Raw genomic sequence first — 26441 nt, 5'->3', positions numbered from 1 at the left:
ACGACAGGGCGAGGCAAAGGTGAAAACCAAGACAAGTAGGCTTTTAGGCAATATCGGGGTGCAGGTGGTGATCGCCATGATTATCGGCGCCGCCGTCGGTTTTATCATGGGCGAACAGGCCAGCGTATTTGCGCCGCTAGGCACCATTTTCATCCATCTGATCAAGATGTTGGTTATCCCTCTGGTGCTGGTGTCCATCATCTCGGGCGCCGCCAGCCTGGGCGACAGCCCCTCGGCGGGTAAGATAGGCATAGGCACCTTCGGCTTCTTCATCATCACCTCAGGGGTGGCGGTTGCCCTGGCGCTACTGCTAGGCAACCTGTTCCAGCCCGGTAACGGCGTCGATTTCACCGCCCACAGCGCCAGCGGCCTGATGAAGGTCACCGAAGAGCATGGTGCCCTGCCCGGCGTGATGGATACCTTCATCGGCATGATCCCCACCAATGTGTTCGAGTCCCTCACCGGCGGCAATATTCTGCAAATACTGGTCTTTAGCATCTTCTTCGGTATCGCCCTCACTAAGGTGAAGGGAGATGGCAGCAAGCCGATTCTGGCGGCGCTCAATACCATAGTCGATGCCTTCGTGTGGATGATCAACTGCGTCATGGTGATCGCCCCCATCGGCGTGTTCGGCCTGATGGCGGACTCCGTCGGTACCTTCGGCTTCGATGCCTTGGAAGTGGTATTCAAGCTGTTTGCCGTGTTTGTCTTCGGTATCTTGCTGTTTGGCTTCCTCTTCTTCCCGCTACTGGTACAGCTGTTCTCCAATGTCAGCGCCAAGAAGTTTATCAGCGTGATGAAGAAGCCTCAGGTGATGGCGCTGTCTACCGCCTCCTCCATGGCGACCCTACCGGTGAACATGGAAACCTGTGAGGAGGAGCTGGGGGTCTCAAAACCCACCGCCTCCTTCGTGCTGCCGCTAGGCGCAACCATCAACATGAGCGGTAACGCCATCTACTACGGCCTGGTGGCGATTTTCTTCGCCCAGATGTATGGCATAGATCTCAGCCTGGGCGCCTATCTGGCGATCATCTTCACCTCGACCCTGGGCGCCATAGGTCAGGCAGGCGTGCCCGGCCCCTCCTTCCTAGTGGTTGCCGTACTGCTGGCCGCGGGCATCCCCATCGACGGCCTGCCGCTGCTGTTTGCCCTGGATAGGGTCTTTGACATGATCCGCACCTCGCTCAACATCACGGGCGATGCCGCCTGTGCGGTGATCTTAGATAAATACACTCAAGCTAAGTAATGAGCTAATACGAGTGAAATAACAAGGAGGTGGCCTCGAACGGCCATCTCCCTCATCTGTCCATCCAATGCCAATTCGCCACCTTAAAAGTTAAACAAACCAAACTTTATGTAAAGCACACTTGACCTTGAGTCTTTTTTAACCTAGCTTGTTATGTAAAGGGTATTTGACATTTAACACGAGCGAGAGGAACCGCATATGAAACAGATCATCGACGCCATCTGCTCCAGAGGGCTACCGTTAAGGGATATTCAGAATGCCAACCGGGTGAATCTGCTCGCCCTCTTATGGGCGCTCAGCCTGGGAGGAACATCCTTCCTGGCCCATCAAGGCTATCTGACATCGACATGGGTGCTGGCAAGCTGCTTCATCCTCCATGGTGCCATCGGCATCTGGATGCTGCTGGCCTTCAAACGCTTCCTGCGCCAACTCGACGAGATGGAGCGTAAAATACAGCTCGATGCCCTGGCCTTAGCCGTCGGCGTCAGCATCATAGGCTTCTCCCTCTACTCGATTCTGGACATGGCGGATCTGCTACCGGATCTCAAGGCCGCCTATCTGGTGGTGCTCCTAGCGCTCACCTATATGCTGGGGATCATCTTCGGGAGACTGAGCTACAGATGAAGAACCGTCTAAAACCCCTGCGCGCCGAACGTAACTGGACCCAAGCCGATCTGGCAGGCCTGCTGGATGTGTCGCGCCAAACCATCAATGCCATAGAGAAGGGCAAGTATGATCCCAGCCTGCCGTTGGCCTTTAAGATCGCCAGGCTGTTTCAGCTCCCCATCGAGTCCATCTTCGAGGACTAGCAATATCTCTCGGCCCCTATTGACTCAGGGGCCTTTTAGATCGACACTCGCCGAAAATTGACCCGCAGAAAAGCCCAAGACGTCATCCCGCCCGTAAGCCCTCTGCACCAGACATTGTTAACTAGGAACACACCATGAACTTTGATGCTTGGGTAGCTATCGATCCCTTTCGTTGGCGCGAACTCGGCTGCGCCATTCTCTGCGGCCTCATCATAGGCCTGGAACGCCAACTCAGGGGCAAACCCGTCGGCATACGTACCTCATCGCTGATCGTGCTGGGCACCTATATCTTCATCACCGCCTCCATGGCGGTCGCTACCTCGGTATCGGATCCGTCGCGCATCATAGGCCAGGTGGTGACGGGCATAGGTTTTCTGGGGGCGGGCGTCATGCTGGCCAAAGAGGGAGTGGTCGTCGGTGTAACCTCGGCCGCCGCCATCTGGGCACTGGCCGCCATTGGTGTCTGTATCGCCGTGGTCGATCCCTTTGTGGGGATCAAGCTCTCCCTGCTGGTTGTGGCCATCCTTTATGGCGTCGATCTGCTGGAGGAATACTCCTCGCTATTTACCCGCGGCGTCCATACCAAGTACCGTAACTGGCGCCGCAACGGCTATTGATCGATCAGGTGAGGTGCCTCGGCTCTGGCCAGGCACCACACCTGCACCTGAATGTAGCGCCCCTCGAGCAGCTTGGCGATCTCCATGGCCGTGGTGCCGGTTGTCACCACATCATCAACTAGGGCCACGCGCTGATATTCGAACCCGTCGCTCAGGCTAAAGGCGCCCGCGAGATTACGCCGTCGCTGCTTGCCCGTCAGCCCAGCCTGAGGCGGTGTATCACACAGTCGCATCAAGGCATCGGGCTGTACAGGGATCGACAGCGCCTGACCTAACTCACAGGCGATCAGATAGGCCTGATTAAAGCCGCGCTGGCGCAGACGCCTCGGATGCAGGGGCACAGGCAGTAGCACCTGAGGCAGAGAGATAGCCTCCACGGCCACCAGCTTATGAATCCGTCGCACCAGGGCCTGCACTAAGGGATTTAAGCCGGCCAGTTGTCCCTGATACTTGATCGCCGCCACCGTCTCCCCCAGCCCCTGATGGTAGCTGGCAGGCGCCACCACCTTGAGAGGTCGCGTCGTCATGCAGGTGCCGCAATAAGCGCTCTGCAGACTCATGGTGCGACCACAGCCCAAACAGCTAGGCGACGAGTAGAGCCCAGCATCGAGACAGGTGAGACAGATTCCCCGCTGTGGCAAGAGCACCCTTTGATGGCAGATCATACAGCGATTGGGTAGACTAGCCGCCAGCAGCCGCCGTAATCGACTAAGCCGGAGCTGCCAGCGTGATAAATTCAGACGAGTTCTATCCATTTAACTAACTTTCCGATCTGTAGAGGCATCTTAGTGAGTCAGCAATCCTTGCATATTGAAACTATAGGCCAAGGCCGCCCCATCGTCATGCTGCATGGCTGGGGGGTCAATAGCGCTGTGTTTACCCCCTTACATCACGCTTTCCACGATCATCAACTCCTGTGCATCGACCTGCCCGGCTTCGGCGATAGCCCGGCCATAGAGGGCGAGCTAGATGCCTGGGTCGATCACATCATGGCTCAGGTACCAGAGCGGGCCATCTGGGCCGGTTGGTCTCTGGGCGGGCTAGTCGCCACCCGCGCCGCGCTGCGCTATCCAGAACGAATCGAGGCCCTGCTGACCATAGCCTCTTCCCCCTGTTTCATGGCACGAGAAGATGACGGCTGGCCCGGTATTCCGCCGCAGATTCTTGGGCAGTTTGGCGATCAGCTGGAAAAAGATCTTGGCAAGATGATAGAGCGCTTCCTCGCCATCCAGGCCATGGGCAGCGAGACCGCCAAGCAAGATATCAAGCAGCTCAGGGATCTGGTGATGGCCAAGCCGCTACCGGATGCGGGTGCGCTGCGCGCCGGACTTCAGATGCTTAAAGAGGTGGACCTCAGGGCGCAGCTCAGCGAGATTCAGGCGCCTTGGCTTAGGGTGTGGGGAAGATTAGATGGCCTGGTATCACGCCGGGTGCAGCCACTGATGCCGGTTTGCGAATCACGCTATCAAGATCTTGTGCTGCCTAAGGCCTCCCACGCCCCCTTCTTCTCCCATAGAGAAGCCTTTATCGATGGCGTCGAGGCCTGGCTGAAGACGTTTAATAAATAATCACTTTAATTTATATCACTTTGTGGTTATTATTTAAGCAAAATTCAGAGGGATTTCTATGTTAGTGGTGACCAACTATCCGCAAGTGCCAATCGCGACGACCAACACCGCGACCGATAGCGCGCGGGTAGAGAGTCAGCAACGCCCACCGATCATACCGGCGCCGCAGCTCGCCAAGAGCAACGAAGAGCGCCCCTTCAATCCTCAGAACGAGCGCGCGGCGGATCAGGCCAATGTTCAGGCGAAGCTCAATGAGAAGGTGCAGGCCAAGCAGCAAGGGCAAGGCCAGCATCAGCAGGAAGGGCAGCAACAGCAGCAACAGACCAAACAAGGGGCAGCGGCCATCATTCGACCGCTGATGATGAAACCTGCGCTAGCGCGCCGGGACATTCGCAGCGTACAGGCTGAGATGCCAAGAGAGCCCCAAAAACCTAAGCCTCAATTCGAAAATCAGGCCACCAGCTTCTATCAGAGCGTGTCGGCCCACATCGCCAGCTTCTATCAGACTCAGGCCCTCCCTAAGGGAGAGCCCGAGTTATCCACCTTTATCTGATCACGCCTTCGCTCGAAGACTTGCTCAATGCCGTGTTTTGCTGCGGCGTCTGATACAACTGTTGTTGGTAAGCCATGCTGCCCCATAGCGCCCACGACAGGGCTGTCTGCTTCATCTCGTCGCTCTGAGACTTATGGGTCAGGGTATTACTGGCAAAGTCATAGCCATAGCCGGCCGGTTCACGCTCCGGCTGCAGGATCACCACATCGTCACCACGCAGATAGGCCATGTTCTTGTCGTACTGCATCAGGGCGCGACCGGGCCAGTTGTCATCCATCTTGGTCAGATCCCGTCCCAGCATAGGATAGCTACCGGATACGCCCATCAAGGACAACAGAGTCGGCGCCAGATCGATCTGGCTGGCCACTCTCTGATCCAGCTTAGGCTCAATACCATCGCCCAAGATAATCGCCGGGATCCTAAACTGCTCCACGGGTACCAGAGAGGCACCGCCTACGCGGCTCTCATGGTCGGCCACCACCACAAACAGAGTGTCATTCCAGTAACTGGACTGCTTGGCGAGCTTAAAGAACTCACCCACGGCATAATCGGCATACTTGGCCGTGTTGTTACGGGTCTGCTTGGGTTGATCGTAGAGCTCGATGCGGCCATCGGGAAACTCGAACGGCTCATGGTTAGATGAGCTGAACACTAAACTAAAGAAAGGCTTACCCTCTTTATGGAACTGCTCAAACTCGCTATTGGCCCGCTTGAGCAGATCTTCGTCCGACACCCCCCAGGAGCCGACAAACGCAGGATCTTTATAGTCATTCTGATCCACGATATCGCTAAAGCCGTTGCCCAGGAAGAAGCTGCGCATGTTATCAAAATGGCTCTCACCCCCATAGATAAACTGAGTCTCATAGCCGTTCATCTTGAGCAGATCCGCGACAGTGAAGAAGTCGGTCTGACTCTTACCCAGCTTAACCACAGAACGTGCAGGGGTCGGCGTGAAGCCGGTAGTGACCGCCTCGATACCGCGCACCGAACGGGTACCCGTGGCGTAGAGACGATTGAAGGCCCAGCCCTCTTTCGCCAGGGCATCGATATTAGGCGTCAGTGGCAGACCACCGAGGTAACCGGTAAATCTCGCCCCCAGGCTCTCCTGCAGTATGATCACCAGGTTCTTGGGCTTACCCTGGTAGCTGGCCTGGTTGTAGGTCACGCTCGGCAGAGAATCGGAGGTGAAGGCGCTCAACGGACGACCGCTGTCTTTACGAATGTTGTCTATGATCTGGCTCTTCTCCAGCTTGCCATACACCTTAGAGGCATTGGCTTCCGCCGACATCTGATCGATAGCAAATACCAGCGAATAGGAGGAGTTCACCACCAGAGAGTTCACCAGCGGATCGTCGGCAAAGGCCACCATAGAAGGGTTAAGTGGTCTGTGTCCCAGACTGGAGCGTGCACCCAACAGGGTCACGACTATCACCAACAGGGCAATCGCCGGGCGCCATACCCAACGCGGATAGACCACCTCTTTCAGTAAGCGCCCACTCAGCCGCCAGCCGCTCCAAAGGCTCAGGGTACTAACAATCAGCCCGAGGAAGATCTCTCCCTTACGGCTGGTCCACAGCATGGAGAGCACCTCTTTGGGATAGATGAGGTATTCGATATAGAGACGGTTGGGTCTCAGGCCATATTCATCGATAAACGAGGGAGTCGATAGCTCGAGGAAAATCATCAACCAGAGGCCCAGGGTCAGCCAGACTCTGAGTACCGACTTCCAACCACGGCCTACCAGATGATCGCCACCAAAGATAGTGGTCCCCAGGGCAGCAATACCCCATAGCCAACACAGGGTGGCAAAGTCGACCCTCAGCCCCTGCAGCAGCAGGTGTGGCCAGCCATCGACGGCGGCGACCCTATCGGCCTGCCAAATCCCTAAGCCGATACGGCTCAGTGTGGTGATAGCTAAGGCTATCAACCCAAAACAGATAATGGCGCCAAACGGCCCCCATGTTGACTTAACTTTAGTCATAAATTTTCCACATATTTTCAATCTAGTCTTATGCTTTCTCGCGAAGCACTTGTTACCTTGCCTACATCGCGCGGTAGTTTGACACAAAAGTAACACTTTAGTTCTATATTTGTTTCAGCGCGCTTCACGATCAACAAAAAAGAGACGAGCCTAGCCATCGTGGAGTAGAGCACTCTCAGGGTGAAAATTTTGTCGACAGACTGGGCCCCACAGCTGACGGCAGATGAAAAATGGATACAAAAAAAGCCAATTCCCCCGGGAGGAATTGGCTTTTTCTCTTTACTTTTACGCTACTTTTTTAATTTAGCGAAGGCATCGGCGAAGGCGTTACCCATGGCGGCATTGGCAGGCGCCTTGGGCTGCTTGTATTGCCCCTTGGCCTGGCCCTTACCCTGAGGACCTTTCCCCTGATGGCCCTTGCCCTGACCAGCCTTTGCCGACCCCTTGGCGCCCTGATGAGACGCCTTCTCACCCGGCTTCTCGTCCAGACGCATGGACAGGCTGATACGCTTGCGCTCGGCATCCACCTCCATCACCTTGACCTTGACCACATCGCCCGCCTTCACCACGGTATGGGGATCGCTGACAAACTTGTCGGTGAGCGACGAGATATGCACCAGTCCATCCTGATGCACGCCGATATCGACGAAGGCGCCGAAGTTGGTCACATTGGTCACCACGCCCTCTAAGATCATCTCCACCTTAAGATCTTTGATCTCCTCGACCCCTTCCTTAAACACGGCAGTCTTAAACTCGCCGCGGGGATCACGACCCGGCTTATCCAGCTCACTGAGAATATCTTCAATGGTAGGCAGACCAAACTCCTCGGTCACGAACGCCTTGGCATCGATCTGCTTGAGCAGATCTGTGTTGCCTATCAGGGCATCCACCGCCTGCTGCTGCGCCGTCGCGATTCGCTCGACCAGGGCATAGGTCTCTGGATGCACTGCGCTGGCATCCAGTGGGTTGTCGCCCTCACGAATACGCAGGAAACCGGCGGCCTGCTCGAACGCCTTAGGGCCGAGACGTGGCACCTTAAGCAGCTGTTTACGCGAGGTAAACTGACCATTTTGGTCGCGATACTCGACGATATTGCGCGCCAGCGTCTTGTTCAGGCCAGCCACCTGAGTCAGCAGCGGCATGGAGGCCATGTTGAGATCCACACCCACGCCGTTTACACAGTCTTCCACCACAGCCTCGAGGGATTGTGACAGCTGACTCTGACTCACGTCATGCTGATACTGACCCACGCCGATAGACTTAGGCTCGATCTTCACCAGCTCCGCCAGCGGATCCTGCAGGCGACGGGCGATAGAGACGGCGCCGCGAATGGAGACGTCCAGCTCGGGAAACTCCTCCGCCGCCAGCTCAGAGGCGGAGTAGACGGAGGCGCCCGCCTCGCTCACCATGATCTTGGTGAGTGTCGGCAGCTCGCTCTTCAGCTCGGCAATCAGCTCGCCCGCCAGCTTGTCGGTTTCCCGTGAGGCGGTGCCGTTGCCTATGGCGATCAGCTCCACCTTATGCATCTTCACTAAATTCGCCAGGGTACGGATCGACTTGTCCCACTGGTTTTGCGGTGCATGGGGGAAGATGGTGGTGTGGGCCATCAGCTTGCCCGTGTTGTTAACTATGGCCACCTTGACGCCGGTTCTCAGCCCTGGGTCCAGCCCCAGCGTCGCCTTGGCACCGGCAGGCGCCGCCATCAGCAGATCGCCCAGGTTGCGGGCGAAGACGTTGATCGCCTCTGTCTCGGCACGCTCGCGCAGCTTGGCGATAAACTCTGTCTCCATCTGCAGCGCGATCTTGATTCGCCAGGTAGAGGTGACCACCAGCTTAAGCCACTGATCCACGGCGGAATCACTCAGCTTGAGGTTAAAGTTATCGGCAATGATCACCTCGCAGTAACTGCCTTGTTTGGCCTCGCTGTCTGGGTCGGCATTCATGCTCAGGCTCAACACGCCCTCGTTGCGACCACGAAGCATGGCCAGGGCACGATGCGAAGGCACATTCATCAGCTTCTCGCTGTGCTCGAAATAGTCTCTGAACTTGGCGCCCTCTTTCTCCTTGCCCTTCACCACACGGCTCTCGAGCACGGCGCTCAGGGTCAGGTGTTGGCGCACCTTCTGCAGCAGCTCGGCATCTTCGGCAAATCGTTCCATCAGGATGAAACGCGCACCATCGAGCACCGCCTTCACCTCATCGAACCCCGCCTCGGCATTGAGGTACTCGCTCGCCAGGGCCTCGATATCTGCCTGACGATCACTCAGCAAACTATCCACCAGGGGCTCGATACCGGCCTCGATGGCGATCTGCCCCTTGGTACGACGCTTAGGCTTATAGGGCAGATAGAGATCTTCCAGGCGCGTCTTGCTGTCGGCCTGATCTATGGCGGCCTGCAGCTCGGCGGTCAGCTTGCCCTGGGCCTGAATGCTGGAGAGGACCACCTGACGGCGATCGTTGAGTTCGCGCAGATAGCCCAGACGGCTATAGAGGGTGCGCAGTTGGGTATCGTCTAAACCACCTGTGACCTCTTTACGATAACGCGCCACGAAGGGAACCGTCGCGCCGTCATCCAATAGAGTGATAGTTGCCGTCACTTGCTGCTCACGAACATTAAGTTCCTGAGCGATGATTTGTGCAATATTTTGCATAGATTACGTCGTGCCCAAATAGGAGTTAAGTGCCGCCAAAGATAACACAGCCCAAGGCCAAGTTGTACGCCCTATCTGTCGCAACTCCTGATAAGGGCGGGTAAATTAGGCGACACGTCTCTCAGTTTAGCCGCGTTTTTCGCACAGCTCCTGCCAGCGCTGCGTCGCCTCAGGGTTACCGTTGCGATAACCTATGTAACAATTGAGCTTCTGAGTGGTGTCGCTCTGGGCCGATGCCTCAACAGATGCTGGCACCTCGATGAGATGCAGGCCACCGCTGGCGATGCAGCCACACAGGGTATCGACAAACTCACCGCTTTGCCGGCACAGGTGACCGCTGCCACCATAGGCTTGAATCAATAGCTTAGGATCGAACCCCTCATGGTTGCAGGCGTAGATGGGCGCATCACCCGCCTTACCCAGGTGGAAGATGTTGTTACGCATGTAGACGATAATCAGGTTGGCTCCCTGCTTCTGCAGGTTGATCAGCTCATTCGCCTGGAAGTTAAAGCCGCCATCACCGGTGATCACCACCACAGGCTGCGAGCTTTGGCGCTCGGCGAGCTGATCTACCACGGCTCTGGCATAGGGCAGGCTGGTGCCCATAGCCGCATACCAAGGATTAGCCAGATAGCTGCGGCCGATATCGCTGCCTAGGGTGGTCAACTCGAAGCTGGCAAACAGCGAATTACCCACCTCGGGCAGGAAGATGAAGGGACGCTCGACGCGCTGCTGCGCGGCGTTGATGCAGGCCGAAAGATGGTGATAGCCAAGCTCTGCCTCGGGAGCCAGTTGTTGCGCAGTCTCGACAGCCAGGTTCACGCTAGCATTAAGGGTTAACGGCTGCGTGGCGAGCAGCGCTATCACCGCCTCAATATCGGCTTCCCACTGCGCCGTCCCCTTGAGCATGGTCTTATTGCCATGATTGTCTATGGCATGGGTCTGGCTGCTAAAGGCGTTGTTGGTATCGGATGGGAAGATGGCAGTGCCTAGTTCGAGCACATAATCGGCCTCAGACTCGATATAGGCCTGATGAGGCAGACGGCTGAAGACGCCGTTATAGCTGCCTAAACAGAGCGGTCTCGATTCATCCAGCATTCCCTTGCCAAACCAGGTGGTGGCATAGGGCAGACCATTTTGCTCACAGAAGGCCAAAATCTTCTCAAGCAGCGGCTCATTGAGCCTGAGCTTCTCGCCGAGAAACACCAGCGGCGCCTTGGCCTGCTCCAGCTGGGTGCGGATCTGGCTGGCGATCAGCTCGGCGCCGCTTAAGTTAAGTGCCTGAGGCCTAAGCTGACTCGGGCAACTCGGCAGACTCAGCGCCTGGGTCGGCTGATAGATGAGATCCCTGGGCACCTCGATATACACGGGCTGACGATTGACATAGGCATGGGTAAGCAGCTGCAGAAACTGTTCGGCGGCCACATTGGGTTGGCCGCTATGGCGCTGGCCCTGCAGGCGTTCGGCGCGCACACCCAGCGCCTTAAAGGCATTGAGCGCCGCATCGAGATCCGTATGCCAGGCCGTGTGCGGATGCACGCTGTGATGCAACGCCTGACTGTTTATCTCCGCCTCGCCAGGCGCCCCCGAGATAAACACCACGGGCAAACCTTCGGTGCGCGCCAAGGCCGCCGCCGACGTGCAAGGCAGGCTGCCCACGGTATAGGTGGTCATGCAGACCCCGAGAGGGTTTAGCTCGGCCTGGGCGCAGGCACTAAAACCTGCGTGCATCTCATTGCTTGAGGGCAATACCGCCACCTGCTTATCCAGGGTATTGATCAAGTTGGCGACAAAGTCACCACCAACACCATAAACACGTTTCACGCCGAAGAAGACGAGCAGTTCGGCGATGCTATCGCCAAGCAGCGGGAGATGGGCGGCATAGTCGACGCCAAAATTAGATTCGATCGATACAGACACGTTAGCTTCTCGGTTGTCAAAAAGTGTCTGTAGCCTAGAGAGTGAGGTGTCGCCGCGCCTTGATCGAGATCATCAAGCCATCGAGCCAGTGCCGACACCGCGGGACGCAGAGAGTGACAAGATATCGTTACATTGTGATTAACGGCTAAATATCAACTTTAATATCAGTCTATTAGATAGGATAAAAAGCGTTAGCCCAGGCTTACACCCAGGCTGAAATCACGAAGGCAGGCTTAGTCCTCGAACGCCTTATATTGGATCTTGTTGACGTACCACTCCTTCTTACCGGCGGGGGTGTTGACCACCACTTCATCGTCCACCTGCTTGCCGATCAGCGCCCTCGCCATGGGCGAGTCTATGGTGATGTAGCCCAGCTTAGTATCCAGCTCGTCCTTGCCGACGATGCGATAACGCACAATCTCGCCTTCCTCGTTTTCCAGCTCCACCCAGGCGCCGAAGAACACCTTGCCCTCCTGCTGTGGCGAGTAGTCGACGATCTGCAGATCCTCCACCCGCTTCACCAGGTAGCGCACCCGGCTGTCTATCTGACGCAACAGACGCTTGTTATAGGTGTAGTCGGCATTCTCGCTTCGGTCACCCTGGGCCGCCGCCTCCTGCACCTTCTTGGTGATCTCGGGGCGATACTCTTTCCATAAATACTTAAGCTCTCGGTCGAGCGCTTGCCACCCTTCACGGGTGATCAACATGGCTTTCATCTTTCTCTCGTCACGACTCAACAAGATGCCTGGCACAGGCCAGCGCATCGAATGATTTTCCGCTGATAATACCCAGTGCAACCCTTGAAAAACAATAGTCCAGTGGCTCGACCTTGGCGAGGCCACCAACCTGGGAGTCACTCTGCCGGCTGGCACTAGACAGTTTCAATTTGGTTACAATTTCCCGATAGCCAGTTTAAAACATATAATTTCAAAGACTATCAGCATGTTACAAGTGTTTCATTTCTACCTAGATAAATTATCGCCTCAATTCAGGATGAAATCTCGCTAGGCTTTTAAATAGCAAAGCGGCTATATTAAGCAGGCACATAAGATTAATATTGAAATTCAGCCAGTTGAGCGGTAAACCTTGAGTCGATCGCACTGAAATAAGGGATAGAGAACATGGGACAAGAAACCTCTAAAATTCTCGTTGTCGATGATGATATGCGCCTAAGAGCCCTGCTAGAGCGTTACTTGATGGAGCAGGGATACCAGGTCAGAAGCGCCGCCAATGCCGAGCAGATGGACAGGCTACTGGAGCGAGAAAACTTTCACCTGCTGGTGCTGGATCTTATGTTGCCGGGCGAAGATGGCCTCTCTATCTGTCGTCGCCTGCGCCAAAATGGCAATACCATTCCCATCGTGATGCTGACCGCCAAGGGGGACGAGGTGGACCGCATCATAGGCCTGGAACTGGGCGCCGACGATTACCTGCCCAAGCCTTTCAATCCCAGAGAACTCCTGGCTCGCATCAAGGCGGTCATGCGCCGTCAGGCGCCAGAGGTACCCGGCGCGCCGACCCAGCAGGAAGAGGAGATCACCTTCGGTGAGTTTACCCTCAACCTGGCGACCCGCGAGATGTACCACGGCGAAGAGGCGATCTCCCTCACCAGCGGCGAATTTGCCGTACTTAAGGTGCTCGTGAGTCACCCAAGAGAGCCCTTGTCACGGGACAAGCTGATGAATCTGGCCCGTGGCCGCGACTATTCGGCGCTGGAGCGCTCTATCGACGTGCAGGTATCACGCCTGCGTCGCCTGATCGAGAAAGATGCCGCCAACCCAAGATATATTCAAACCGTCTGGGGACTGGGTTATGTGTTCGTACCCGACGGGGCCGCGCGGCGTTAGCCCAGGCCATAGTCCTCAACCCCAACAATGAGCTGGTTTAAACGCTTTCTGCCCCGTAGCGCCTTCAGTCAGACCGTACTCCTGATAGGCTCCCTGCTGCTGGTCAATCAGCTGGTCTCCTATCTTTCGGTGGCTGTCTACTTTATTCAGCCCACCTACCAGCAGATCAACCAGCTGATCGCCCGTCAGGTCAACCTGCTGTTCGTCGACGGTATCGATATCGGCCGCGAACACCTCTCCATGGTCGATGCCCTCAATGCCAAGGTGCGTGACGACAGCATGCAGATCTACAACCTCAAGCAGGCCCGCGAGGAAGGCGTCGATCGCGCCGCCTACTACAGCCTACTGTCTGCGCAGATGTCGGAGCATCTGGGCGGCAAGGCCGAGGTGCGCATCGCTCAAGGAACAGAGTTCGAGATCTGGATCCGCCCGCCCCAGGCGCCATCTGTGTGGATCAAGGTGCCCCTGACCGGCTTCAACGAGTTTGGCCTCTCGCCCCTCACCCTCTATCTCATGGTGATCGGCGCCCTGAGTGTCGCCGGCGGTTGGTGGTTTGCCCGCAAGCAGAACAAGCCGCTTAAACGCCTGCAGAAGGCGGCTATCTCGGTCTCCCGAGGCGACTATCCCGCGCCGCTGCCGCCGAGTGGCTCCACCGAGATCATCGAGGTGACCAACGCCTTCAACCAGATGTCCCGCAGCATGCAGCAACTCGAACAGGACAGGGCCCTGCTGATGGCGGGGATCTCCCACGACCTGCGCACCCCGCTGACGCGCATCCGTCTCGCCTCCGAGATGATGGTCGAGGAAGATGAGTACCTCAAAGAGGGCATAGTGCATGACATCGAAGACATGGATGCCATCATCAACCAGTTTATCGCCTATATCCGCCAGGATCAGGAGGCCAATCGCGAACAGGTTCAGCTCAACGAGCTGCTAAAGGACATCGCCCAGGCCGAGGCCAACCGCGACGGCGAGATAGTGCTCGAGCTGAGCGAGTGTCCCGAAATCCCCATGCAGGCGGTGGCAATCAAGCGTGTCATCAGCAACCTGGTGGAAAACGCCTTTCGTTACGGTAACGGCTGGGTAAGGCTCAGCTCCAGCTTCAATGGCCGCCGGATCGGCTTTAGCGTCGAAGACAACGGCCCGGGTATTCCCAGCGATCAGATCCCCAAGCTATTTCAGCCCTTTACCCAGGGCGACAGCGCCCGCGGCAGTGTCGGCTCCGGCCTGGGACTGGCCATCATCAAGCGTATCGTCGATCGCCATCAGGGACAGGTGATACTGACCAATCGCCCAGAGGGTGGCCTGAGCGCCCAGGTGTGGCTGCCGCTGGAATAAACGGCAAACCCCTTCACGACAATCCCAACCGATAGTTTTACGCCGGATAGAGACTTCATCCTTAAGTGCGAATGTCATCAATTTGCAATATATACGTCATATTCTGGCGCAAACTGTCATTGGCGCTTGATCATGAAAATTTCCACCCTCTCCCTCTGGGCTTCTGCCACCCTGTTACTGCTGGCCGCGTTGCTGGCAGGCGTCGTCGTGTGGAGCAACCAGGAACGTGCCCAGATAGAGCAGAAGAATCAGATGCTCTCCGACCTGCAGCAGCAGTTTCTGGTCGAAGTACGCCGCCAGCTGGAGAGCTACCTGAGCACGGGCAACAGTCAGCAGTTGAGCAGCGCCAAACAACAGCTAGAGACCATAGCCGCCAGCTTAGAGCAGCTCTCTCACGAGGAAGCCAACCGACTACAAGGGTCTATCTCAAACTTTATCAAAGACTTGGATACCCAATACCGCGCCGCAGGCAAGCTGGCCGGCAATCCCCGCCAGCTACTGGCCCACGCCGAGAGCGAAATGCTCGCCTACAACCAGCATCTGGCCGAGTATGCCGACAAGGGCCTGCCGGAGCACCCAAAGCTGGCCAAGCAATACCTACTGCTGACCCAAAGCCTACCGCCTTTGGTGTATCGGCTTTCGCAGCTGACTCAGGACTATCTGATCGGCAAGGATCAGCGCCTCAAGTCCCTGCTGGCGAGTCAGATCCAGGCGTTGACCGATTGGCACGATCAGCTGGCCAAGCTGCCACTACTGGGTCTTTATGAGACCCTAGATGCCGACGAATTCGCCCTGGGCGACGATGAGCCCGAACAGATAGAGATAGGCGAGAGTGACTACAGCGAGCTGCTCTCCCTGAGCCAGCGTTACGGTAAAGAGGTGAGCAACACCCACCAGATGCTGACGGCCAATCAGGCAGCCCAGGAAGCCATGATGGCGGCCATCGTCCGCATCGAAGATGAACTGCTTAAGTTAGGCCTGGCACAGCAGGCGCAAAACCAGCACCTCAAGCAACAGCTGCAGACATTGCTCTATGGTGTGGTGTCTGTGCTGGCGCTGTTCGCCCTCATCTACCTATTGTTACAGCAACGCAGGGTCGTGAAGCCCCTCAGGCATCTGAACCAGGCGTTTATGCGCCTTAGCGAGTCCAACAACCGTGAGCGTCTGACCATAGCGCGGCGCTGCGAGACGGGGCAGATCGCCGGTCACTTCAATCAGCTACTGGACCGCTTCGAGGCGGAAGATGCCGCCCAACGGGTCAAGATAGGCCAGATCTCCACCTCGCTGTCACAACTGGTACACCGCATCACGGAACTGACCCAAGGCACGGAGACCACGCTCGGCATAGTCGACACGGCGAAGAATCAAACCGAGCAGGTACGCGCCATCGCGCGCGAGGTGAGTGAACTCTCCAGCCAAGTCGAACAACATGCCCAGCAGACCCATAGCCAGATGCTCGCCAGCCAGCAGGAGGTGCAGGCCTTCATGAGCGCCGCAGACGAGACCCAGCAGGCCGTTGACCATTGCCACCTCTCCCTGGGCAGCCTGACCACCTCGGTCAACGACGTCTCCACCATACTGGATGTGATAGGCAACATCGCCGAGCAGACCAACCTGCTAGCACTCAACGCCGCCATCGAGGCCGCCCGCGCCGGCGAGCAGGGACGCGGCTTCGCCGTGGTCGCCGACGAGGTGCGCAGCCTGTCCCAACGTACCCAGGAATCCTTGCAACAGGTGGTTACCATATTGAGTCAGCTCACAGAGGCCAACCAGCAGCTGACCCTAAGTGTCGAGGGCATCGCCAACACCAGTCAGAAGCAGGCACAGGGCGCGCAGACTCTCTGGCAGGTCACCCAGACGGTACAGCAGCAATCCGAGGAGATGACCCAGACCGCCAAGCAGGGTGTCCGCTTCAGCGGCGAGCAGACCAGCCACCTGGACAGCCTGTCCCAGGCGATGGAGTCGCTGAAACAACACGCCATGGCCGCCGCCAGTCAGAGCGAGGTGATCGCCGATGAGGTCGCTCAAGGGGTTGCCGACATCGAAGCCAGCCTCGGCATCGACGCACAAGCATCTCTCGAGAGCGCCGCCTAACATAGCGATACGAGAGCAAACTGGAATCTGGCTAGCAGAAAAATTAGTCATCTTGTGCTAAGGTGCGCCGCATCATAACGGATGATGAACCACAGAGGCGCCTCATGAAGACAACACTCGCACTCGGCTTAGCTGGGCTAATGAGCTTTTCCGCATTCGCAGACTCAGACAACTCACCCTACGCCATGTCACTCATTGCTGGCCTGGAGTCTTACCCTGACTCAGAGTTCAGCTCTATGTCCCGCGGCGGAGGCCTGTCGTTTATCTGGGACGACCTGCGCTATAACAATGTCTACCAGCTGGATACCAACTACTTTAGGGTGCGCGGAACCTACTACTATGAACGCGACTCCGAAAAGTACGATGAAGACAGATTCCGTAACTCCATGGATCTGCGCTTTAACTACCAGCGTCCCTTCGCCACCCTGGGCGCACAACAAGACTATCTGCTCAGTTTTCACGGCCGCTACGAGGGGCATTACAACAGCCAGCAACTAGAAGAGTTTGAACAGCTGGCAGTCGCGGGCCTGTCGCTCAATCGCCGCTTCAGCGACGTCAACCACTATGATCTCGGCCTGACACTCGGATTGGGCTACAGCGAAGAAGAGAAAGACGACGACTGGCCGCGAGAAGAGATGGGGCGTGGTGAGGAAGACCTTAACCGTGCCGGATTTGGCTATTTCTTCGAATGGAGCAACAAATACACCTTCGCCCACACAGGTGTGCAGCTCGGCGCCAAGTGGAGCCGCTTCGACGGCCAGTGGAGCTATGACGCCGACAAGTTCTACACCATGGACAGACTCACCCTGGAGGTGATCATGCCGCTGGCCAATCAGAATAACCTGCTGCACTTCACCACCCAATATATCAGCCGCGACTATGAGGTGGATCTACTGGGCTTCGAAGATACCCTCTATCGTGTCGCCGTGGAATATGTGCACTATTTCTAAGGGCTTGTTTTAGTGCCTTTTCACAACTAGCCACAAAAAAGGGAGCCTAGGGCTCCCTTTTCTATTTGCAGCGGACTATAACGCCGCCAGTACCACCTCGGCCTTGCTGACCTCGAAGCTCTTGGGCGCCTCGACATTCAGCAGGCTCACCACGCCATTGTCGATCACCATGGCGTAACGCTGAGAGCGAATACCGCCAAAGCCTGCGGTGTCCATCTCCAGCCCCAATGCCTTGGTAAAGCTGGCATCACCATCGGCCAACATCATCAGCTCGCTGGCATTTTGCGCCTCGCCCCAGGCCTTCATCACGAAGGCATCGTTGACCGATACACAGGCAATAATATCGACCCCTTTGGCCTTAAACTGATCCGCCAGCACCACATAGCCGGGCAGATGCGCCTCGGAGCAGGTTGGGGTAAAGGCGCCGGGTACGGCAAACAGCACCACCTTCTTGTTGGCAAACAGTTCGTTCACATCATGGTTGACCATGCCGTTCTCGGTGAGCTGACCTAAGGTAGCGGCGGGTAATGTTTGTCCTTGGACTATCATGGAAAAATCCTTATGGTTAACAGTAAACTTAGGCAGCCAAATTGGCCTTATCATGTCACTCACCTAAGCAGATACCTGAAGCATAGCCGTTATTTGGCGAGACAAACACTGACGAATGTTAGGGTTTCTCTTATCTGTTCTCTGGCTGCGGCTCAGCTTTAGAATTGAGGCGACGATAGGCGCCGCGACAACAATGGCCGCAGCCGTGTAGCGTCAACTCGCAAAACATGGCAAACAGCAGGCCGAACACCAGACCGAAGGCGATAGCGCGGCCATCCACCAGTATGCTGTGGCTGAAGTGCTGCCACACCTGGTCTCGGATCTCAGGCAGGGGCGCAAGCACAAGCCTGTCGAATCCGCCATAGGCTGACCGATTAAATTCCGTTAGCGCCTCAGATAGCAGCCGATATCTTTGGTAAATCGCCTCGATGCTCTCACCGCCGGCGTTGAATACGGCATCGGGATTCTGCTTATAGTGAGCGATGAGCCTGTCGAGATCGCCGCCGAAGAAACGGTCGGCATCACGCTGAAACTCGGCCAGACTCTGTTTGGCTTCCTGGGTATGCGCCGCAAGCGCCTTGCCATACTGATCCACAAAGCTCGGCACCTGCACGCCTAACAGCACGCCGCAGACAAACAACAAGAGTCTCAAATAATCCATCAAGCGTCTTAGCATCAATCCGACCTTTGCCTTTCAATTAACAGACATTAGCTCTCTATCACCACGCTAGGATACTGCTCGCTGGCATGCTCATGATAGATATCATCCAGAAAACCAGGTAGCTCATCCTCTGTCAGCTCGGGCGGGATCACCACATCATAGACGCGAGCACGCATCCCGGTTTGCGACTCATTAAACAGCTGCCACTCACCACTAATACGCCTAACCGACATAGATCTGCCGAACACATTAATCCTTATCATTGCTTTCTCCCAAAACACCACTAAATAAGCAAGCTAACACTCGCCGCCGGGCATAACAATAGCCGCCTCATTAAAGGTCATTCACAAAGAAATCAACGAATTGACAATGGTGCACAAGCATTTGGATTTAGCGGCGCTGTCCCCGGTTGCCCCGCCTGCAGGCAAACACTGAACGCTGCAACTGACAACGACTGCTCAGGCGGCCGACAGCGGGCCGGGAGGCTCATCGAAAGCGCAGACAGACTGCGCTTCGAGATATCCAAAACCCAAGCTATGGCAGCTCGGCCACTTCCAAGCGGAACTCCTCACCGAAAAAATCCCCCGGGTACCACTTAGGACGGGCTGCAGCGTCGACGATTTCCTTGCCGAGGGCAAAATTAACCTCTGAGAACATCGCCGCGGCGTCATAGTCGATAGGCAATGAGGTATCGTCCGACGGCCGATGGTAATGGGTGCGATAGAAAGATTGAGCGATTTGCCCACCGTTGAGTGCGGGATCGGCAGCAGTAAAACCCGGCATCAGATAGACAGACGGAATACCTTGTTTTACAAAAGAAAAGTGATCGGTTTGTACAAACAGCGCGAGTTCGGGAACCGGATCGGGACTGATCTTGAGCCCCGTTTTCTCGGCGGCCGCTTTTACAAAGTCCCCCATCGACGAATGCTGCGCACCGAATGCGATGATATCGGCAAACGGATATAGCAAAATCGGCATATCGAGATTAATGTTCGCCACTATGGCGTTCGAGGGAACCCTTGGATTGTGCGCAAAGTAGTCCGAACCGAGAAGGTTTTTTTCTTCTCCGGTCACGGCAACAAACAACACGGAGCGCTTCGGCTTTTCTCCCAGGCTGAAGCGACGAGCGGTTTCCAGCATGATGGCGACGCCGGTGGCATTGTCAACAGCCCCGTTGTTGATATGGTCTTCGGCTGAATTGGCACTCATGCCGATATGATCCAGATGAGCTGAATATACGACATACTGGTGTTTCAGCACAGGATCGCTCCCTTCGATCACGCCCACAACGTTCGGGCTGCTGATGCGCTCCACGCCGGTGCTATGCGCCAACGACACATCAAGATTCAAGTCGAAGCCCACGGGAGACTTGCCTTGCTTAAGGTCGGCATATAGGCCGTTCAAACTCAATCCTGCCTCGGTGAATAGTGTTTTGGCCGCCTCAGCGGTGACTGCGGCAACGACATGCAGACCGGGGGATGAACCGAAGGCGATGCCATTTTTTTGCTGCCATTGCAGCCTGGGAGCGCTCGCAAACTCGGCCATGTGCCGATAAAAGCCCTGCCGTTCTCCGGTCGGGGGGCCCATGAAGATAACACCAACAGCACCCCGCTCTGCGGCATGGCGAATTTTTTCATCCGGCTTTGCCACAAATGCCCCCGCCTCGCTTGAGTATGAGGCTGGCCTTCCGGCCAATATCAACACGATTTTTCCGGCGACATCGAGCCCCGCATAATCATTCTGCTTGAGTGCCTTCGATACGATACCGTAACCGGCAAAGGTCACCTGGGCCCTCACCCGTCCCGATGCGGCTCCAGCCCCCGGCAGTACGATAAATTCCTTAGAATACTCAAGCTTGAGCGGTTCGGTACTCACTCGGCCGTGTAATGTCATGTGCGCCGAAACCGGATCTAGCGTGCTTTTCAGCATAGGAACCGCTTGATACCAGGTGTGATTGTCGCCCATGGGGGTCACGCCATACTGGGCCAACCGACTCGCGACATAATGCGCCGCAATGGCATGGCCGCGCCTGCCGGTTTCGCGCCCTTCCAACAGGTCACTGGCAAGAAATTCGACATCGGCACGAAGCCTGCTTTTTACCCGTTCCTCCGTCGGGCGCGAAGCGGATTGAACCGCTGCATCCGCAGCCGGTCGGGCGGCAGAGGTACAGGCAGATATCAGCATCAGCCCGCCGACAAAGAGCGCCTTGAGGGTTGTTTCAACATTCATCAATAGGTCCTTTCACAGTACATTCAACATATAAACGTCTGTGAATTTACGCACTGAGAAAGGAGAATGCGCCTGAATCGGCCGATTCGGACGTACAACTAGGCCGAGCCGGACTCGATTTGTACGGCCCGGCTCAACTGCTCGCGATATTGACTGGGCGTTTTCCCGGTGAACTGTTTGAAAACGGCATTAAATGTGCTCTTCGATGAAAAACCGGATTCCAAAGCGAGGTCGAGCAGTTTAGCAGAACTGTCCGCCCGCAATTTCTCGCAAAAATAATGGATGCGGTACTGATTGACGAACTGATAAAAGTTTTTACTTTCCTGTTGATTCAACACCTCAGACAAATGATGGGGCGTCAATCCAACGGCCTCTGCCAGACGCGTCAACGTCAGCTGGTTATCTAGGTAGGGACGGTGTTCGGCCATATGCTGTTTGACGACATTCGAAAGGTTACAGCGAATGCCCTCGGTAAGCACCCCGCTCTGTTTGTCGGTCGTCTGTTGCCCCTGAATATTCCCGTCACCCGAATGGGTCTGCAATGTCGAAACGTCATCGATATTCGGCGTTTCCGCCAGTTTGGCTATTGTGAACAATCTGGGGTTACGCCACTGGGCCAGGGCAATGCTGTAGATCAAAATCACGATCAAGAGATCGCCTAAGGTTGAGAGTCGCGAAAAATCGGTGCTGAGACTTCCCAGGGCTTTGAAAAGCCAGATGACGCCATTCAGAACCAACAATTTCCACAGCCAGGTAAAAATAGCTGGGTTGAAGTCCGACAGGGTTTGCGCCGCTTTAATCCGACACCGATGCAGCAGCCCGATAGTGAACCCGAGATAAATAAACGCCTGAAAGAATAAAATCAAGTTACTTAGCTCAAAGCGCCACGACTCGGGCCCTCCGGACTGCACCATGGCTAATTTGCTTTCCGCCGGTGCCAGCAAGATATCCAAATTAAGTCCCCAGCAAATAAGCAGAGGTGTAAAATGCCACAAGTCTAGGTAGCGAAACCTTTGTTCCATCAGCGCATGGCGGCAGTACAAAAACAGCAGGGCGCCGTAACCCGCCGGTAAAAAATAACTCCAGCCGATAAGGTCGGAAAACGCATTCAATTCTCCATTCATGGGAATGAACGCGCTTAAGAAGCGCAACGCAAGAAACAGACACCAGCTTCCCAATATGCGATTGCCTTGACTGTTCTGCCCGCCGACAATTAACAGGCACGCCATTAAAACGCCTTGAAAGGAACCGATGGCAAAAAGGTATTGGATTAAAATCGGCATAGGTTCTTCGTGTTACTTGTTATGAAATCCCAAAATCAAGCCTTGGGCAGGTATTCCGGTTTTCAGATCTCAAAGCGACGCAGCCGAAGAGTCGGCAAACAATTGAAAACAATGAACCGGATAGCCGTCTACACTAACTTGATTCGCACCTAAAAGAAAACAGGGTGTCTCATTTTCAAACGAAAAAAACGACACAAGTCGGGTTGTTTAATGCTGTTTTTAAAGAACAAAAAGTCAGTATGACTAACCCCAGGTCAGAACCCATAAAAGCCTCAGGCCCGAAGGAAAGGTCATTTCAAGCTTTATCGCGGTGACTGCTGGAAGTTAATTTGTCGCTAGAAGCATAAGCTGACATAGGCTGCCTCCAGTTTTCAATCACTTAGCCAAAAGATGCAATCATAACCTGACATAAAATATAACCATAAGCTGACAAATAAGAGCAGCCTTTTTCAGACCATGGTTATGACATGTACTTTTACAACACCCGGATATTTTAAAATCCACTGACAACGCTGCATAGTGAGTGGCAAGAACTAGCTGCGATCGATAGTACCTGTCGCCCTAACTGGCGACACAGATCAACATTGCCCCTCAGGCAAGCACTGAACACTTCATCGATTTTCACAAACCAAATTACAAGCAAGAAAAAGCCCGAAGATTATTGGGGCTTATACACAATTAAACTTAGCTTTAAATAAACGGCTTCACTTCCAATAATCATAGAAATATCTATAGAAAGAGGCCCACTCAAATCCCAAGAAAGCTATTAAGCCACGCTCATTCCTTTAAAGTAATAAATTCCGTAGCAGTTACACCCAGTTCAAACTTCAATGCTGAACACTCTTTCGGAAGCTTCTGGTCTTCCCAATAAACAGATGGAGCCATAAACTTCCATCCATCTTCATAGACTAAAGAAAAACCACCAATGACACCCTTATTTGCGACAAATACACATGCATATTTATCAACAACCTTGGATTGTAAAACCTTCCCGTCATTCAGCCTTACTAAGCTTAAAAATGGCGCGTTGACAAAAGAGGTGTCCACATTGCGCATATCTCCTAGGGAAACATCAACCCAATGTGAACTTCTATAAATACTATTTATTTTACTTGCAATAATCTCGCCTTCCTCGACCTGAATCTGTGCAAGATCAGCCAGAAAATCTAGCACAATCTCATCTGCACTCTCGTGAGTCTCTTCTGCCACGGAACAAAAACCGACACTCTCGATACCGAAAGCTAATACCAATAACAACCAATACTTGTTCATCTTTAAGACTCTTTGCCCACAAAAAAGCAAGCCACCCAAAGTTAATCAATAACATAGCACCATTATTTCCAGATTACTCCTATACAGCCCCAGGAAGGCCCCATAAATGAGAACGCTCATTGAGATGGCTGCGAGCGGAGCGTCAGATAGGGTGGATTTGATAGAAATAAGACAAAAAGGCAGAATTTAAGGCATCACAAATTGACCTAAGTAACAGGCCGAGTGCAAAAGTGGGAGACGACTAAATACTAGCTAAGTTACAGATGCTGACAACTGCTTGCAAAGTGCCTTCGTCGTTTTTCTAGGTGGGTATAATAGTCATCAAGCTCTTGCACTGAGCCAACAGGCCCTCTAAAGGGCTTGCCAAAATCAGTCGTTAATATAAGCCAGGTTTCTGCGACAACATTAATTCGTTGCAAGATATTCTCTGCACTTTTTGAGATAGCACCTCGCTTATCTTCTCGGATGACCCGTCCGGTTTCATCTACTAGCTCTAGTTAATCTTTAAAGCAGAACGCTATGCCTTTGGGTTATTGTGCTCGCATTACCCACTATGCTTAACCGAATAGCATTACCAAGTATATGGGGCTTGCTGGCGAGCAAAGCTGCCTATTTTTCTGTTCTGTAACGCTTGTTCACTTTAGACTCAGTAGACTGTGAAATATCCTATTTCTTTGAGGAATATCAATATCCCCCCAGCGGTCATTACTCCCATAAACGCCAGAAAAATCACAAGCCAATAAGTATCAAATCCATCATTAGTGCCATAGAGTTCAATATCTCTATAAATCTGATATTTAAGAGATAAAATATACTCCATCACCCCGCCCAAAAACGGTGCTGTAAATACCACCCAACGCCAATCCCCTAATATATACACAGCCGTTATCAAAGCCAGTGGTAAAAATATTTGCGTGAGAGTAATGACAAAGTCAAACTTCACAAAAAACATTGCCCCCTTCTTGTTCCAACTCTTAACCTTTCTATTATAACTACTAGACAAGTAGCGTTTAATAAAATCCACTAAACTCACACTAATCACCTTAGTTTCGAGGAGTATGAATCGCCATCAACTTTCTAGACACTACTCGCTCTTCATCGCGGCCTTAACGTAGACATCGAAGCGGTTCTTCTTGGTCTCGATGCGGGTGCTGGGTTTAACGCCGTCGAGGTCGTCGGCATAGTCGGGGCGCTTGACCACCACGCGCTTACTGGCGAGGGCCATGGCCGGAGCCAGCAGGCCGTCGGCGTCGAGGTCGGCGCCCACCAGCGATTGGAACACCCGCATTTCTTTCTTCACCAGGGCCGACTTTTCTCTGTGGGGATACATAGGGTCCAGATAGACCACATCCACCTGCTCACCCAGTTCGGCCAACGCCGTCAGGCTGGAACCATGCACCAGATGCATGCGCTCACGCATCCAGGGGCCGATATCGGCATCTTCATAGGCGCGGCGCAGACCATCTTCCAGCAAGGCGGCCACCACGGGATTGCGTTCAACCATGGTAACCTTGCAGCCCAGGCTGGCGAGCACGAAGGCGTCCCGCCCAAGGCCTGCGGTGCCATCGACGACGCTCGGGGTCACGCCCTGCTTAAGGCCCACCGCCTTGGCTATCGCCTGGCCTCGACCGCCACCGAACTTACGCCTGTGAGCCACGGCGCCGGTGACAAAATCCACCAATATGCCCTTGAGCTTGGGCTCGTCGCGCTTGTTTAAGATGAGACAGTTATCTTCGAACACCAGCTCGAACTGAGCGTCCTTGTCGAACACTAGCCCCCAGCGATCACACACGGCTTCCAGGGTCGGGTATTGGCGATTAAAAAAGATCCCCACAGATGCGGGCTTGGTCGATGATGCAGTCACTTTGGCTCAATAAGTTAAGAAATAACGCCCTCATTATGCCAAAACTGCGCCGCGCTGAATATGGTCTTTGTTAGCGAGGCTTACTGCCTGCTGCTGTACCTGGGCAGGCATCCCCCCTATAATCGCCCTATCAGGCTAGCGCCCTCACCATCTGGAATCTTCATGTTAAGTTATCGTCACGGCTACCACGCCGGAAACTATGCCGATGTGCTCAAGCACAGTATCTTGCTGCAAACCCTCAAGTTGATGCATAAGAAGAATAAGCCCATGGTGTATATCGATACCCATGCGGGCGCCGGTGGTTATGCGCTATCCGATGAGTTTGCCCAGAAGACGGGTGAATATTTAGAGGGGGTCGCCAAGCTGTGGGACAAGCAGGAACTGCCCGAGGCACTTTGCCAATACATAAGCGATATCAAACACTTCAATGGCTCAGACGAGCTGGAGCTCTACCCGGGCTCCCCCGCTTTTGTCGACATGAACCTAAGAGATAATGATCGCATGGTGCTGCATGAGCTGCACGGCGCCGACCATCAGCTGTTGGATGAGCAACTGGGCGGTGACAAGCAGATCAAGGTGATCAAGGGCGATGGCCTGAAGGGGCTACTTGCCGCCGTGCCGCCACTGGAACGCCGCGGCGTCATCCTTATCGACCCCAGCTACGAGATAAAGAGCGACTACCAGGAGGTCGCCAAGGCCGTGATCAAGGCGCACAAGAAGTTTGCCACCGGCGTCTATATGATCTGGTATCCCGTGGTGAAACGCGAGCAGACCGAGGCCATGTTTGACCTGCTGAAGCAGAGCGGCATCAAGCGCCAGCTACGTATCGAACAGGCGATTAGACCCGACAGCGAGGAATTTGGCATGACGGCGGCAGGCCTGTGGGTGATCAATCCCCCCTGGCAGCTCGATGAGATAGCCGAGACGACGCTGGCATATCTGGATCCGCTACTGAATCAGGGCGGCGGCCATGTGCAGGTCACTTGGGAAGTGGGCGAATAGCGCCGTA

24 protein-coding genes are annotated in these 26441 nt (G+C 54.8%); 11 read left to right on the top strand and 13 right to left on the bottom strand.

Features of this window, described 5'->3' with window-relative positions; translation table 11 throughout:
• The first annotated feature begins 19 nt into the window (after positions 1–19).
• The 4 genes from L2731_RS15145 (at position 20) to L2731_RS15130 (ending at position 2672) form a co-directional block, all read left to right on the top strand.
• Positions 20–1246: a dicarboxylate/amino acid:cation symporter gene (locus L2731_RS15145; protein WP_345773716.1), complete on the top strand. Its 1227-nt coding sequence runs from the start codon at positions 20–22 to the stop codon at positions 1244–1246.
• A 198-nt stretch (positions 1247–1444) separates the two neighbouring features.
• Positions 1445–1870 (top strand): hypothetical protein, encoded by a 426-nt coding sequence (locus L2731_RS15140; RefSeq protein ID WP_249254047.1) that lies wholly within the window; start codon positions 1445–1447, stop codon positions 1868–1870.
• Entirely contained in the window at positions 1867–2055 is a 189-nt protein-coding gene (locus L2731_RS15135; protein WP_249254045.1) for a helix-turn-helix transcriptional regulator, read from the top strand. The genes L2731_RS15140 and L2731_RS15135 overlap by 4 nt, the downstream gene beginning before the upstream one ends.
• A gap of 134 nt (positions 2056–2189) precedes the next feature.
• Positions 2190–2672 (top strand): MgtC/SapB family protein, encoded by a 483-nt coding sequence (locus tag L2731_RS15130; protein WP_239882479.1) that lies wholly within the window; start codon positions 2190–2192, stop codon positions 2670–2672.
• On the opposite strand, the gene L2731_RS15125 is transcribed toward L2731_RS15130, so the two are convergent.
• Positions 2666–3427 carry a ComF family protein gene (locus tag L2731_RS15125; protein WP_249254043.1) on the bottom strand — a complete coding sequence of 254 codons (762 nt, stop codon included), beginning with the start codon at positions 3425–3427 and terminating at the stop codon, positions 2666–2668. The two genes, L2731_RS15130 and L2731_RS15125, sit on opposite strands and share 7 nt — an antisense overlap.
• A gap of 33 nt (positions 3428–3460) precedes the next feature.
• Here L2731_RS15125 and bioH point away from each other — a divergent pair, with 33 nt between their 5' ends.
• Both bioH and L2731_RS15115 read left to right on the top strand, forming a co-directional pair.
• Positions 3461–4240: a pimeloyl-ACP methyl ester esterase BioH gene (bioH, locus tag L2731_RS15120; protein ID WP_346429481.1), complete on the top strand. Its 780-nt coding sequence runs from the start codon at positions 3461–3463 to the stop codon at positions 4238–4240.
• 58 nt (positions 4241–4298) lie between these two features.
• The gene (locus L2731_RS15115) at positions 4299–4793 is read left to right on the top strand and encodes a hypothetical protein (RefSeq protein ID WP_249254041.1); all 495 of its coding nucleotides are present in this window, start codon (positions 4299–4301) and stop codon (positions 4791–4793) included.
• Here L2731_RS15115 and L2731_RS15110 read toward each other — a convergent pair.
• From L2731_RS15110 to greB, 4 genes are all read right to left on the bottom strand, one after another.
• Positions 4786–6774 (bottom strand): LTA synthase family protein, encoded by a 1989-nt coding sequence (locus L2731_RS15110; protein WP_249254039.1) that lies wholly within the window; start codon positions 6772–6774, stop codon positions 4786–4788. The two genes, L2731_RS15115 and L2731_RS15110, sit on opposite strands and share 8 nt — an antisense overlap.
• Positions 6775–7064: 290 nt before the next feature.
• Complete coding sequence (locus tag L2731_RS15105; RefSeq protein WP_249254037.1) at positions 7065–9425, bottom strand: Tex family protein; 2361 nt, start codon at positions 9423–9425, stop codon at positions 7065–7067.
• A gap of 126 nt (positions 9426–9551) precedes the next feature.
• Complete coding sequence (locus L2731_RS15100; protein ID WP_249254035.1) at positions 9552–11345, bottom strand: thiamine pyrophosphate-binding protein; 1794 nt, start codon at positions 11343–11345, stop codon at positions 9552–9554.
• A gap of 233 nt (positions 11346–11578) precedes the next feature.
• A complete protein-coding gene (gene greB, locus L2731_RS15095) occupies positions 11579–12061 on the bottom strand; it encodes a transcription elongation factor GreB (RefSeq protein ID WP_220072568.1) in 483 nt (160 codons plus the stop codon).
• A 405-nt stretch (positions 12062–12466) separates the two neighbouring features.
• Between greB and ompR the strand changes: the two genes are divergently transcribed.
• The 4 genes from ompR (at position 12467) to L2731_RS15075 (ending at position 17574) form a co-directional block, all read left to right on the top strand.
• Positions 12467–13192, top strand: coding sequence for an osmolarity response regulator transcription factor OmpR (gene ompR, locus L2731_RS15090; protein ID WP_011867431.1), 726 nt, complete (start codon positions 12467–12469; stop codon positions 13190–13192).
• 27 nt (positions 13193–13219) lie between these two features.
• Positions 13220–14530 carry a two-component system sensor histidine kinase EnvZ gene (gene envZ, locus L2731_RS15085; protein WP_239853609.1) on the top strand — a complete coding sequence of 437 codons (1311 nt, stop codon included), beginning with the start codon at positions 13220–13222 and terminating at the stop codon, positions 14528–14530.
• A gap of 132 nt (positions 14531–14662) precedes the next feature.
• Positions 14663–16624 carry a methyl-accepting chemotaxis protein gene (locus L2731_RS15080; protein ID WP_249254033.1) on the top strand — a complete coding sequence of 654 codons (1962 nt, stop codon included), beginning with the start codon at positions 14663–14665 and terminating at the stop codon, positions 16622–16624.
• A 104-nt stretch (positions 16625–16728) separates the two neighbouring features.
• Positions 16729–17574 carry a hypothetical protein gene (locus tag L2731_RS15075; protein WP_249254031.1) on the top strand — a complete coding sequence of 282 codons (846 nt, stop codon included), beginning with the start codon at positions 16729–16731 and terminating at the stop codon, positions 17572–17574.
• A 75-nt stretch (positions 17575–17649) separates the two neighbouring features.
• Here the strand turns inward: L2731_RS15075 and L2731_RS15070 are convergent, their stop codons facing one another.
• The 8 genes from L2731_RS15070 to L2731_RS15030 all read right to left on the bottom strand — a co-directional run bounded on the left by L2731_RS15070 (position 17650) and on the right by L2731_RS15030 (position 25432).
• Positions 17650–18123, bottom strand: coding sequence for a peroxiredoxin (locus tag L2731_RS15070; RefSeq protein WP_249254029.1), 474 nt, complete (start codon positions 18121–18123; stop codon positions 17650–17652).
• A 130-nt stretch (positions 18124–18253) separates the two neighbouring features.
• Positions 18254–18799 (bottom strand): DUF2937 family protein, encoded by a 546-nt coding sequence (locus L2731_RS15065; protein ID WP_249254027.1) that lies wholly within the window; start codon positions 18797–18799, stop codon positions 18254–18256.
• A 32-nt stretch (positions 18800–18831) separates the two neighbouring features.
• The gene (locus L2731_RS15060; protein ID WP_249254025.1) at positions 18832–19047 is read right to left on the bottom strand and encodes a DUF7661 family protein; all 216 of its coding nucleotides are present in this window, start codon (positions 19045–19047) and stop codon (positions 18832–18834) included.
• Between the two features lie 271 nt (positions 19048–19318).
• A complete protein-coding gene (locus tag L2731_RS15055; RefSeq protein ID WP_249254023.1) occupies positions 19319–21013 on the bottom strand; it encodes a M28 family peptidase in 1695 nt (564 codons plus the stop codon).
• Between the two features lie 98 nt (positions 21014–21111).
• Positions 21112–22296: a helix-turn-helix domain-containing protein gene (locus L2731_RS15050; protein ID WP_249254021.1), complete on the bottom strand. Its 1185-nt coding sequence runs from the start codon at positions 22294–22296 to the stop codon at positions 21112–21114.
• A 777-nt stretch (positions 22297–23073) separates the two neighbouring features.
• On the bottom strand, positions 23074–23568 hold the full coding sequence (locus tag L2731_RS15045) for a hypothetical protein (protein WP_249254019.1): 495 nt from the start codon (positions 23566–23568) through the stop codon (positions 23074–23076).
• Positions 23569–24214: 646 nt separating this feature from the next.
• Entirely contained in the window at positions 24215–24601 is a 387-nt protein-coding gene (locus L2731_RS15035) for a hypothetical protein (protein ID WP_249254016.1), read from the bottom strand.
• A gap of 51 nt (positions 24602–24652) precedes the next feature.
• Positions 24653–25432: a class I SAM-dependent methyltransferase gene (locus tag L2731_RS15030; protein ID WP_415837039.1), complete on the bottom strand. Its 780-nt coding sequence runs from the start codon at positions 25430–25432 to the stop codon at positions 24653–24655.
• A gap of 162 nt (positions 25433–25594) precedes the next feature.
• Between L2731_RS15030 and L2731_RS15025 the strand changes: the two genes are divergently transcribed.
• Positions 25595–26434 (top strand): 23S rRNA (adenine(2030)-N(6))-methyltransferase RlmJ, encoded by an 840-nt coding sequence (locus tag L2731_RS15025; protein WP_249254014.1) that lies wholly within the window; start codon positions 25595–25597, stop codon positions 26432–26434.
• The last annotated feature ends 7 nt before the right edge of the window (positions 26435–26441 follow it).

This window comes from Shewanella aquimarina, assembly GCF_023349185.1.
Classification (GTDB): domain Bacteria; phylum Pseudomonadota; class Gammaproteobacteria; order Enterobacterales; family Shewanellaceae; genus Shewanella; species Shewanella aquimarina.
The sequence above is the reverse complement of the archived record's forward strand: the minus strand, read 5'-3'. Positions and strand labels throughout refer to the sequence as shown.

Excerpts from the sequence above, each read along its gene's own strand:
- L2731_RS15105 (WP_249254037.1), bottom strand. The coding sequence starts at position 9,425 with ATGCAAAATATTGCACAAATCATCGCTCAGGAACTTAATGTTCGTGAG.
- L2731_RS15140 (WP_249254047.1), top strand. The coding sequence starts at position 1,445 with ATGAAACAGATCATCGACGCCATCTGCTCCAGAGGGCTACCGTTAAGG.
- L2731_RS15060 (WP_249254025.1), bottom strand. The coding sequence starts at position 19,047 with ATGATAAGGATTAATGTGTTCGGCAGATCTATGTCGGTTAGGCGTATT.
- ompR (WP_011867431.1), top strand. The coding sequence starts at position 12,467 with ATGGGACAAGAAACCTCTAAAATTCTCGTTGTCGATGATGATATGCGC.
- L2731_RS15055 (WP_249254023.1), bottom strand. The coding sequence starts at position 21,013 with ATGAATGTTGAAACAACCCTCAAGGCGCTCTTTGTCGGCGGGCTGATG.
- L2731_RS15075 (WP_249254031.1), top strand. The coding sequence starts at position 16,729 with ATGAAGACAACACTCGCACTCGGCTTAGCTGGGCTAATGAGCTTTTCC.
- L2731_RS15115 (WP_249254041.1), top strand. The coding sequence starts at position 4,299 with ATGTTAGTGGTGACCAACTATCCGCAAGTGCCAATCGCGACGACCAAC.
- L2731_RS15125 (WP_249254043.1), bottom strand. The coding sequence starts at position 3,427 with ATGGATAGAACTCGTCTGAATTTATCACGCTGGCAGCTCCGGCTTAGT.
- L2731_RS15110 (WP_249254039.1), bottom strand. The coding sequence starts at position 6,774 with ATGACTAAAGTTAAGTCAACATGGGGGCCGTTTGGCGCCATTATCTGT.
- L2731_RS15025 (WP_249254014.1), top strand. The coding sequence starts at position 25,595 with ATGTTAAGTTATCGTCACGGCTACCACGCCGGAAACTATGCCGATGTG.
- greB (WP_220072568.1), bottom strand. The coding sequence starts at position 12,061 with ATGAAAGCCATGTTGATCACCCGTGAAGGGTGGCAAGCGCTCGACCGA.
- L2731_RS15130 (WP_239882479.1), top strand. The coding sequence starts at position 2,190 with ATGAACTTTGATGCTTGGGTAGCTATCGATCCCTTTCGTTGGCGCGAA.
- L2731_RS15080 (WP_249254033.1), top strand. The coding sequence starts at position 14,663 with ATGAAAATTTCCACCCTCTCCCTCTGGGCTTCTGCCACCCTGTTACTG.
- L2731_RS15135 (WP_249254045.1), top strand. The coding sequence starts at position 1,867 with ATGAAGAACCGTCTAAAACCCCTGCGCGCCGAACGTAACTGGACCCAA.
- L2731_RS15050 (WP_249254021.1), bottom strand. The coding sequence starts at position 22,296 with ATGCCGATTTTAATCCAATACCTTTTTGCCATCGGTTCCTTTCAAGGC.
- L2731_RS15070 (WP_249254029.1), bottom strand. The coding sequence starts at position 18,123 with ATGATAGTCCAAGGACAAACATTACCCGCCGCTACCTTAGGTCAGCTC.
- L2731_RS15045 (WP_249254019.1), bottom strand. The coding sequence starts at position 23,568 with ATGAACAAGTATTGGTTGTTATTGGTATTAGCTTTCGGTATCGAGAGT.
- L2731_RS15065 (WP_249254027.1), bottom strand. The coding sequence starts at position 18,799 with ATGCTAAGACGCTTGATGGATTATTTGAGACTCTTGTTGTTTGTCTGC.
- envZ (WP_239853609.1), top strand. The coding sequence starts at position 13,220 with ATGAGCTGGTTTAAACGCTTTCTGCCCCGTAGCGCCTTCAGTCAGACC.